This window comes from Bradyrhizobium genomosp. III (assembly GCF_000261705.1).
Lineage (GTDB): Bacteria > Pseudomonadota > Alphaproteobacteria > Rhizobiales > Xanthobacteraceae > Bradyrhizobium > Bradyrhizobium ottawaense.
The window spans coordinates 1-6,593 of sequence record NZ_AJQF01000331.1 but is presented as its reverse complement, the minus strand read 5'-3'; the positions used below and the strand labels follow the sequence as shown (position 1 = coordinate 6,593).

Sequence of the window (6,593 nt, the reverse complement as noted above, 5' to 3'; positions counted from 1 at the left end):
CCCGCCATCGGCAGGCGCTGCCGCGGCGATGGTGGTTGAAGTGTCGCCGCCCGCAGCAGGCGCGCCGCCGCCATTGACGGCGGTCTGCAGGTCGGACTGGGCGAGGAAGAAACGTTGCCGGGCATCGATCGCGCCGCGCAGCGAGGCCAGACGCTGTCGTGCCTCGGTGAGCAGCGCAAAGATATCGACCTGCATGCTGGAGAAGCGGAGCTGCATCTCCTCGGTGATGATCTTACGCAACGGGATGATCTCGCGCTGGTAGTGGCTGGCGACGTCGTAAGCCGAGCGATAGATACGATAAGCATCGCGTGCCTCCGAGCGCACGTTGACGGCGCGCTCGGTCAGGCGGTTGAAGGCGAGATTGTAAGTCTCGGCCGCCTGTCGCACGCGGACTTCGCCGCCGTCGAAGATCGGGATCTGGAACTGCACGTCGAATCCGCGTTCGCGGAAGGGCGCGCCTTCGGGATCCCTGGTGCGGCGGGAGATGCCGGCGAGATCGAGCAGGGTTACGAAGCGCGTCGCCTCCGTGAGGTTCAGCGATTTCGCCAGCGCCGTCAGATCCAGTCGGGCGATCTGTAGATCGATGCGATGGGCCACCGCATCGGCCTCGATCAAGGGCAGTGCCTGCGGCCGGCGCGGCAGCGGCGGCAATTGATTGGGCAGACGGAAGTCGAGGCCGACGTCCCACAATCCCATCAGCCGCGCGAGCCTTTCGCGCGCACTCGCCGCAGCCTGGCGCGCGGTGGCGAGGTCGGCGGTGGTCTCGGCGTAAAACACCTGCTCGCGGGCCTGGTCGAGCTTGTTGAGCGAGCCGGTCTCGCCGAGCTTGACCGCGAGCTGTGCGGTCGATTCCGCCGTCGCCTTCGCATCCGTCAGCAGCGCCACCATCTCGTTGCCGGCGACAGCACGCACGTAGGTGCCGCGGACGTCGGCGGCGAGCCGCAACGTCGCCAGCGCCGCGCGCAACTGCGCCTGGCGGAACCGGTCGCGGGCAATGTCGGAGCGGAACGGCAGGGTGGCGAGCGCTAGGATGTCGCCGACCACCTGGCGCTCGATCTCGCTGGCGCCGTTGCCTGAGATCCGCGAGATCGAGAACACGGGATTGGACGGCAGGCTCTGCTCGACCAGATCGGTCTCGGCCAGCGCCAGCTCGTTATAGACGGCTTGCAATCCCTTGTTGTTGAGCAGTGCGACCTGAACGGCGGCGTCCACGCCGAGCGTCCGCGACAATAATTGGCGAACGCGCGCGTCGACCACGCCCGCTCCCTCGGGCGTGCGAACGAAGGCGACATCCTTGTTGATGGTCTGGCTCGTCAGCTCGGAGACCGCGCTCATGCCGCTGTCGGGCGAGAACGCGGCGCAGCCGGCAAGACCGGGTGCGCAAAGGCTGAGCGTGGCGAGAACGAGCAGGCCTCGCGCGAATTGATGTGTCATGGCGCGCTCCTACCGGTCTTGCTTCGGCTGCGGCGTCACGGCCTCGTTGCGGTCGCGCCATGGCGCCGGCGCTGCAGGCCGCAGGCTGGTGTAGGGCGCAATGGTCGACCCATAGCCGACAGGCGCGACCTTCGCCGAGGGATCAGCGGGATCGGCGCCGGCGACTTGCGTCGTTGCCGGCATGCAGCCGGACAGCGCCAGCGCAAGTGCGGCCAGCAACGGCCAATGGAATCGAAAGTGTCGTCCTCGCGCCGTAGATGCGGCGGCGGACGTCGCCACGGAAAGCGTCAGCATGCTTCATCCCTGATCTGAAAGACCACAGGTCCGCGCGCGCAAACGCGCGCTCGGCCCGAAATCGTCGTGTCAGATCAGGCGATGGGAGGGCGGTAGTGCAGGGGCGGCGCCGTGCTGTGCAGGCTGGCCACGATCTCGGGGGCACAGGCGGAGACGGGCTGAACCGGCTTGGCGAAGCCAGGCAGATCGGCCGGCAGCGCGCTGATGCACATCATCGCGCAGCACGGTCCGGCCGTGCCCTTGCCGCCATGATGATGCGAAGAAGCGGGCGCGTCCTGCGCAGCGGCCTGGTGATGCGCGTGTGCCGCCGCGTGATCGTGCGAGCTGCCGTCGTGCATGTGACCGCCCGGCATCTGCTGATGCACCGGTGCGAGATCGGCCAGCAAGGTCTCATCGAGACACGGCGCCGGGCCGCTGCCCCAGGCGAGGCTTGCCGCCGGCGCGAGCACGCAAAACAGATAGGCGAGGGCAATGAAGCGTCCCACCTTGATCCGCATCGATCGTGTCAATCGCAGCAACATTCCGCCGACATGCTTTCGCGCGGCGATTTGCTCACGCGGATTGCAAACTAATGGCAAATCGCGCGTTCGCCAAGCTGCTTCTTACCGCAGTGCACCGCGCATGCCCAATATCGCGCCACGATGCTTGACCCTGTGACGATCCGCGGGCCATGTTCCGCCCCGTGCACGCGCCAAATCACTCCGGACAAACGCCTGGAACATTCAGCCCTGATTCCCGTCAGGCCTGGATACGGCTTGTGCTTGCGCTGGTGATCGGCTCGATCGGTGGCGTCGGCATGTGGGCGATCGTGGTGATGCTTCCCGCGGTGCAGACCGAATTCTCCGCCACCCGCGGCGCGGTGTCGCTGGCCTTCACCCTCATGATGTTCGGCTTCGGGCTCGGCGGCGTGATCGCCGGCAAGATCACCGACCGGTTCGGCATCGTGCCGGCAATGGCGATCAGCATCGCCTTCCTCGGCGTTGCCAATGTGCTCGCGGGGCTGTCCGGACAACTCTGGCAGTTCGTGGCAGCCTATTTTCTGATTGGGCTCGGAACGTCGGCGACCTTCGCGCCACTGATGGCGGAGGCTTCGCACTGGTTCGAGCGCTATCGCGGCCTCGCCGTGACCATCGTCGCGAGCGGCAATTATTTCGCGGGAACGATGTGGCCCCCGATCGTGAACTGGGGCATGCAGGAGGTTGGCTGGCGCTACACTCATATCGGCATCGGGCTCGTCTGCGTCAGCCTGATGACGATCCTCGTGCTGGTCCTGCGCGCGCAGATAGGTCACGACAAGGTCCACGACCACGCCAATGCGCCGCCGCCGCGCGTCGATCTCAAGCTGTCGACCAACACGCTGACGGTGCTGCTCTCGATCGCCAGCATTTCCTGCTGTGTCGCCATGGCGATGCCGCAGGTGCATATCGTCGCCTATTGCGGCGATCTCGGCTACGGCGTGGCCCGCGGCGCCGAGATGCTGTCGCTGATGATGGCCTGCGGCATCGTCAGCCGGATCGGCTCGGGCTTCCTCGCCGACAAGATCGGCGGCATCCGCACGCTGCTGGTGGGATCGCTGGCGCAGGGATTCGCGCTGGTGTTCTATCTGTTCTTCGACAGCCTCGCCTCGCTCTATCTCATCTCCGCGATGTTCGGCCTGTTCCAGGGCGGCATCGTGCCGAGCTACGCCATCATCGTGCGCGAGGCGATGCCGGCGAGCGAAGCCGCAACGCGCGTCGGCATCGTGATCTTCGCCTCGGTGTTCGGCATGTCCTTCGGCGGCTGGGTGTCGGGCATCATCTTCGATGCGACCGGTTCCTACGCCGCGGCGTTCGCGAACGGTGTGGCGTGGAACGCGCTCAATATCGGCATCGTCCTGACGCTGCTGATCCGCTCGCGGATGAAGTCGGCCAGGACCGGACCGGGCTTTGCAACCTAAGCCGCCTGTCCCGCCTTCAGCAGCGAGCAGCCGGTGATCTTGTAGCTGCCGTCCGCCTGCTGCTCGAGCGTGTACAGGGCCTCCCACGCCTCGCCATTGGCGTCGATGATATGAACGCGCTGTGCGATCCAGCCGCCTTCGCTCTTGCTGTCTCCGAACTCGAAACTCTTGTGCCGGTAGACCGGCGCATAACCGCTTTGCACCATCGACATGAAGGCGCCAGGTGCGGGGAAGATCTCCTTGATCGCCGGCGCGGCGTGGGAATAGGCCGCGGCCGCATCGTCGCGCGCAAAAGCCTGCTCCTGGGCGCGGATGACGCCCTGCGCCGAGGCAATATCGTCGGCAAAGGCTGCGGTGGAGCTGAAGATAATGCTGATAGCGACCAGCAAGGCGGCAATGCGCATGACAGGCTCCGCGTTGAAATCCCGGCAATGCTGATCCTAGCATGACCTCAGGGAAATACGGGCGCGCTATCGCTTCCGTTTCACCGCCGGCTTCGCTGGCTTGGCCACGCGCGCCCTGGTCTTGGCAGCGGATTGCACCCGCAGCCCGTCGACGAACACGTCGAGCAGGCGCAGCACCGAGGATTGCCACCCCCGCTGATCGTGCATGTAGCACATCCCGAAAAACGCCCGCAGCAGGTCCTCCGGGCTGATATCGGCGCGCATCTGGCCGGCCGCGACCGCGCGCTCGAGCAGCGAGCCGATCGCCTTGGTCAGCCGGTCCATCGAGAAAACGGCAAGTTCCGACGAGCTCTGATACGCCAGCGCCAGCGCGGCCAGCATGCCTTTTTTCGTGGCGACGAATTCGACGGCGGATTGCAGCCAGCGCCGCAGCGCCTCGACCGGATCCTTGGCGCTCTTCAACTGTTCGGCAAGCTCGCTGAGCTGCTCGACCTCGCGTCGGTACACGGCCTCGAACAGATCCTCGCGCGTCGGAAAATGCCGATAGAGCGTGCCGATGCCGACGCCGGCGCGCTTGGCCACGGCCTCCAGGCTCGCTTCCGGGCCGCCCGCGTTGAAAACGGCCTTGGCGGCTTCGAGCACGCGCTCGCGATTGCGCACGGCATCGGCGCGGGGCTTCCGGGTCTGGTCGCTGTGGTCGTCCATATCGGGCAATGTAGATCACGAATTGGTTAGATTGAACCCTTGTTGAACCCTTGCCGGGCTGCATCGCGTTGGTGGCGCATGGGCTTTTGACCAATTCCAATATTTTTCCACCGGCCCTTGTTAAGCGGAGGGAGCCTCCGTATCTTCGCCTGGATGTTGGCCGGCTTCTGCCCGCGTCAACGTAGATCGACGGCGGCCACGGCGGTGGCGCGCTGCGCGATCACTCATGTCCAAATCTGATCGGAGCCTTGTATGAACCACTCCATCAGCCTCACCGTGAACGGTGCGCGGCGCGACTTCGTCCTCGACGATCCGCGCGTCACGCTGCTCGATCTCTTGCGTGAGCGCCTCCATCTCACCGGAACCAAGAAGGGATGCGACCGCGGCCAGTGCGGCGCCTGCACAATTCTGGTCGACGGCAAGCGTATCAACTCGTGCCTCGCGCTCGCGGTCAGTCATGACGGAGCCGATATCCTCACCATCGAGGGCGTTGCGCGCGGCGACCAGCTGCATCCGGTGCAGGCCGCCTTCATCGCCCATGACGGCTTTCAGTGCGGCTTCTGCACGCCCGGCCAGATCATGAGCGCGATCGGCATGATGCAGGAAGCGCAGGCCGGCAACGATCCCGAACGCATCCGCGAATGCATGAGCGGCAATCTGTGCCGCTGCGGCGCCTATGCCGGCATCGTCGATGCCGTGCTCGACGCGCAAGGACGCGCTGACGAAACCAAACAGAGGCGCTCCGCATGAAACCGTTCGATTATGTCAGGCCGACCACCGTCACCGAGGCCGTTGCCGCGGCGGCCCAGCCCGGCGCCGTCTATCTCGCCGCCGGCACCAATCTGCTCGATTTGATGAAAGGCGGCGTCAGCCGTCCGGATCGTCTCGTCGACGTCACGCATCTCGAAGGGCTCGACGGCATCGAGCGCCTCGCCGATGGCGGCCTGCGCGTCGGCGCCCTGGTGAGCAACGCCGATCTCGCGCATGATGCGGACTTCGCGAGGTCCTATCCGGCCGTCGTCGAAGCGCTGCTCTCCGGCGCATCCGCGCAGCTGCGCAATGCCGCGACCGTCGGCGGCAATCTCTTGCAACGGACGCGCTGCGCGTATTTTTACGACACTGCCAGCCGCTGCAACAAGCGCGAGGCCGGCAGCGGCTGCGACGCCCGCGGCGGCGAGAACCGCACCCACGCGGTGCTCGGCTGGAGCGAGAGCTGCATCGCCACGCATCCCTCCGATTTCTGCGTGCCGCTGGTCGCGCTCGGTGCGGTCGTCGAGATCGAGGGCCGGGGCGGCCGGCGCGAGATCGCGCTCGACGAACTACATCGCCTGCCCGGCGATACGCCCGAGCGCGAGTCCGCGCTCGAGCCCGGCGATCTCATCGTTGCGGTGCGCCTGCCGCCGATGGCGCGCGAATTTGCCTCGCATGCGCGCTACCTCAAGGTTCGCGAGCGCACCTCCTACGCCTTCGCGGTGGTCTCGGCCGCGGCTGCGTTGCGGATCGAGAACGGCAGGATCGCCGAAGCGCGGCTCGCACTTGGCGGTGTCGCCGCAAAGCCTTGGCGCGCCCGCGCTGCGGAGGACGTTCTCACGAGCGTCGCGCCCACGGCCGACGCCTTCCAGGAAGCCGCCTGGCGTGCGCTTACCGACGCAAAGCCGTCCGGCGACAACGCCTTCAAGATCGAGCTCGCGCGCCGCATCGTCGTGCGCGCGCTGACCCTCGCCGCCGCCGGGACGCCCGCGCGCCTGCCCGCCCTGCCGGCCTCTCCCTTTGCCTCGACATCAGGAGCCATCCATGCCTGAGCTCAACCTCACCAGCGC

8 protein-coding genes are annotated in these 6,593 nt (G+C 66.4%); 3 read left to right on the top strand and 5 right to left on the bottom strand.

Features of this window, described 5'->3' with window-relative positions; translation table 11 throughout:
* The 3 genes from IC66_RS0126875 to IC66_RS0126865 form a co-directional block, all read right to left on the bottom strand.
* Positions 1-1,434 (bottom strand): TolC family protein (locus IC66_RS0126875; protein WP_038949759.1); only part of this gene is annotated, 1,434 nt, incomplete at its 3' end.
* Positions 1,435-1,443: 9 nt separating this feature from the next.
* Entirely contained in the window at positions 1,444-1,728 is a 285-nt protein-coding gene (locus tag IC66_RS0126870) for a hypothetical protein (RefSeq protein ID WP_028142204.1), read from the bottom strand.
* Positions 1,729-1,802: 74 nt separating this feature from the next.
* A complete protein-coding gene (locus IC66_RS0126865; protein ID WP_244429174.1) occupies positions 1,803-2,225 on the bottom strand; it encodes a hypothetical protein in 423 nt (140 codons plus the stop codon).
* A gap of 173 nt (positions 2,226-2,398) precedes the next feature.
* Between IC66_RS0126865 and IC66_RS0126860 the strand changes: the two genes are divergently transcribed.
* The gene (locus IC66_RS0126860; RefSeq protein ID WP_028142206.1) at positions 2,399-3,664 is read left to right on the top strand and encodes an MFS transporter; all 1,266 of its coding nucleotides are present in this window, start codon (positions 2,399-2,401) and stop codon (positions 3,662-3,664) included.
* On the opposite strand, the gene IC66_RS0126855 is transcribed toward IC66_RS0126860, so the two are convergent.
* Both IC66_RS0126855 and IC66_RS0126850 read right to left on the bottom strand, forming a co-directional pair.
* Positions 3,661-4,068: a DUF4864 domain-containing protein gene (locus tag IC66_RS0126855; protein ID WP_038949757.1), complete on the bottom strand. Its 408-nt coding sequence runs from the start codon at positions 4,066-4,068 to the stop codon at positions 3,661-3,663. The two genes, IC66_RS0126860 and IC66_RS0126855, sit on opposite strands and share 4 nt — an antisense overlap.
* Positions 4,069-4,134: 66 nt before the next feature.
* Positions 4,135-4,773 carry a TetR/AcrR family transcriptional regulator gene (locus IC66_RS0126850; RefSeq protein WP_038949756.1) on the bottom strand — a complete coding sequence of 213 codons (639 nt, stop codon included), beginning with the start codon at positions 4,771-4,773 and terminating at the stop codon, positions 4,135-4,137.
* A 252-nt stretch (positions 4,774-5,025) separates the two neighbouring features.
* On the opposite strand from IC66_RS0126850, the gene IC66_RS0126845 reads away from it, so the two are divergent.
* Positions 5,026-5,523 carry a (2Fe-2S)-binding protein gene (locus tag IC66_RS0126845; protein ID WP_038949755.1) on the top strand — a complete coding sequence of 166 codons (498 nt, stop codon included), beginning with the start codon at positions 5,026-5,028 and terminating at the stop codon, positions 5,521-5,523.
* Complete coding sequence (locus IC66_RS0126840; protein WP_038949754.1) at positions 5,520-6,575, top strand: FAD binding domain-containing protein; 1,056 nt, start codon at positions 5,520-5,522, stop codon at positions 6,573-6,575. The genes IC66_RS0126845 and IC66_RS0126840 overlap by 4 nt, the downstream gene beginning before the upstream one ends.
* The last annotated feature ends 18 nt before the right edge of the window (positions 6,576-6,593 follow it).